Origin of the sequence: Halomonas sp. (assembly GCF_041689495.1) — a bacterium.
Classification (GTDB): Bacteria; Pseudomonadota; Gammaproteobacteria; order Pseudomonadales; family Halomonadaceae; genus Halomonas.
In genome coordinates this window covers 1-3,118 of the sequence record NZ_JBDNGD010000484.1, presented here as the reverse complement: position 1 = coordinate 3,118, position 3,118 = coordinate 1, and the positions used below count along the sequence as shown (strand labels likewise).

The 3,118-nt window shown below is 61.7% G+C and carries 2 protein-coding genes and 2 pseudogenes; 2 read left to right on the top strand and 2 right to left on the bottom strand.

Going from position 1 to position 3,118, the window contains the following annotated elements; translation table 11 throughout:
• Positions 1–1,239 (bottom strand): cytochrome ubiquinol oxidase subunit I (locus ACESMD_RS14610; RefSeq protein ID WP_372614405.1); only part of this gene is annotated, 1,239 nt, incomplete at its 3' end.
• Between the two features lie 229 nt (positions 1,240–1,468).
• Positions 1,469–2,165, bottom strand: a pseudogene (locus ACESMD_RS14605) (sodium:calcium antiporter).
• 383 nt (positions 2,166–2,548) lie between these two features.
• Between ACESMD_RS14605 and ACESMD_RS14600 the strand changes: the two are divergent.
• A pseudogene (locus ACESMD_RS14600) lies at positions 2,549–2,674 on the top strand (paraquat-inducible protein A); the annotation flags it as partial.
• 115 nt (positions 2,675–2,789) lie between these two features.
• Positions 2,790–3,118: paraquat-inducible protein A (locus ACESMD_RS14595; protein WP_372614403.1), on the top strand; the 329-nt coding region annotated here is incomplete at its 3' end.

Here is a 3,118-nt window from a genome sequence, read left to right as displayed (position 1 = left end):
CGCATAGCCGATCAGCGTGAACAGGGCCATGCCGCCCGTCAGCGACGGTGTGACCCCCTCAGCGTGGGTCATCATGCCGTAGACCAGCCAGGGCGCTCGGCCGGTCTCGGTGACGATCCAGCCGGCCAGCACGGCGACGAAGGGTGTCACCGTCATCAAGCGCAATGCCTGCAGGAAGCCGCGATGCTCGAAGACCCGCCCTCCACGGCGAAGCAGATTGCCAACCAGGGCCACAGCGATCATCAGGAGGCCGAGGGCGACCATGACACGAAACGACCAGAAGACGATGATCACCGGTGGCTGCTCCTCCGGTGGAACCTCACTGATCCCCGGCACCACGCCATCGGCATGGTGGGTCAGGATCACGCTTGCCAAGGACGGGATGCCGACCTCGAAGCGATTGCTCTGGGCCTCCTGATCCGGCAGGGCGAAGAGCAGCAGCGGCACGTTACCGCTGGTCTCCCAGTTGCCTTCCATGGCCGCTACCTTGGTCGGCTGGTGCTCCAGGGTGTTGATGCCATGGAAATCGCCGACCACCGCCTGGGCAGGCGCCAGGAACAGAAGCAACCACAGACACATCGACAGTGCCTTGCGGTTGGCCTCCACATCACGACCCATCAGCAGGTACCAGGCGCTAACCCCGGCCACCACGAAACCACCTGTAAGGAAGGACGCTATGCCCATGTGCAGGAAGCGATAGCCAAAAGAGGGGTTGAAGATCGCCGCCATCCAGGACGTCACCTGGAAACGCCCATCGACAAGGTCAACTCCCGCGGGAGTATGCATCCAACTATTGGCCGAAAGGATCCAGAACGAGGAAATGAAGGTCCCGATGGCGACCATTATCGCCGCAAGAAGGTGCACCCCCTGTGGCACCTTCCCCCGGCCGAAGAGCAACACCCCGAGGAAGGTGGCCTCGAGGAAGAAGGCGGTAACCACCTCGTAGCTGAGCATCGGACCCAGGAAGTTGGATGCCGCCAGGGAAAAGTTGCTCCAGTTGGTGCCAAACTGGAAGGACATGACGATCCCGGACACCACTCCCATGCCGAAGACCACCGCGAACACCTTGGTCCAGAACAGGGCCAGACGATCCCAGGCCGAATTGGCGGTGGTAAAGAAGAGGCCGTTGAGAACGGCGATGTAGGATGCCAGCCCGATGGTGAATACCGGGAAGATGGCATGAAAGGAGACAACGAAGGCGAATTGCAATCGCGACAACAGCAGGGGATCCAGTTCCATGGTGCAGGCCTTTTTCTGCGATGGGCTCGAAAAGGTGAAGGTCAGTCTACAAACAAGACAAGCCTAGACCACTGCCCGAATGAGGTATCAACGTTGGCCGAAAAAACTCTTGCCTTGGACATCGGGACAGATGTCCAGCAAGCCATGAGACGCGAAAACCAGCAGGAAGTTGACCAGCAGACCGTGTCGTCTTGTCGCATGGGGAAAGCCGCCGGCAACTCAGGCCCCCTCAACCACCCCCGGACACCACCAGATTCACCATCCAGCCGGTATATGTCAGGAACATGGTCAAGAGCACGGCGCCTTCCAGGCGGTTGATGGAGCCCTGCCGGCCTCGCCAGCCGAGGGCAAAGACCGCCATCATGAAGGTCATGGCCGTCATCAGGCTCCAGTCGCGCAGCAGAACCGCGGCGCCTACCCACCGCGACCACGGTGAGACCGATGATCAGGTCGCTGACACCGAAGCCTTCGGCACCTTCGCGCCGCGACAGGATGATGCTCACGCCGATGAAGGCGGCCAGGAGCAGCAACAACAAGCCCCCTTCCAGCCGGCCGATCACTCCTCCCCATATCAACAGGGCCGAAAGCAGCGTCACGACAGCCAGCACCGGCAGTTCCCTGCGCACCACGCCGGAGTGCACCGCCAGCGGCGATATCAGTGCCACCAGGCCGAGAATCAAGCCGATGTTGGCGATATTGGAGCCATAGGCATTGCCCAGGGCCAGGCCCGGATTGCCCTGGGAGGCCGCCAGGGCCGACACCATCAGTTCAGGGGCCGAGGTACCGAAGCCGATGACCAGCATGCCCACCAGCAGGGGCGAGAGTCCCAACCGTCGGGAGGTAGCGGCAGCCCCATCGACGAAGCGCTCGGCACTCCATACAAGCAGGACCAGGCCTGCCACTACTGCCACTACGGGAAGGATCATCATTGCGTCTCTGGAACATTCGGGATTGCATGTTTGACTATGGTGTCCGTCGAGTCAACATGTCACACTCGCTGAATCTACCGGAAGCCAGTATCCGGCCAACTCCGCCATCAGAGAACACTGTCAGCGGTGCCCAAGCGCTACCTTCCCATTCCGGAAATGCCTTTCGGCGCCCCTCAGGTGGACCGCCATCCCCGGAAGCCCGATCCAAGCGACGACGACTGCGCGCCTGCCATGAATGCGACTGGCTGGTGGCACTGCCCCCCTTGAGTGCCGGCCAGAAGGCTGACTGCCCGCGATGTGGTCATACCCTGGTCAATCGTCACTTCCAACCCGCCCAGCGAAGCATGTCCCTGGCACTGTCGGCACTGCTGGCACTGGCCATGGCGGTTTCCTTTCCCTTCGTCAGCTTCAGTGTCAGTGGGATAGGCAACCGCATCGAACTCTCCCAGACTGCCACGACCCTGATCGGCTTTCACCAACCGCTGGTGGCCATCGTGGTGATTCTCACCATCATCGTCTTGCCGGCGGTCTACCTGTTTGGGGTGATCTGGCTACAGATGGGCCTTCTGTGCCTTCGCTTTCCTGCTCCTGCTGACCACCCAGTCCCTCGACTCGGACTGGATGTGGTTCTCGCTGGCGGGAGAGCGCCTCGCACCGAAGGGCGCCAGAACCGGCGAGACGGCGGCAAGCCAGGGGCTGACCGGCTGCCACACCTGTGGCCTGGTCAACCGCCTGGACGATGACAAAGGTGGCTACTGCCGACGCTGTGGGGAATCCCTGCACACTCGCCTTCCTCACAGTCTGCAACTTACCTGGGCCCTGCTGGCCGCCAGTGCGGTGATGTACATCCCCGCCAATATCTACCCGATCATGACCACCACCAGCCTGGGTCAGAGCACGCCTTCGACCATCATCGGGGGGGTGGTCGAACTCATCCAGATGGGCTCCTG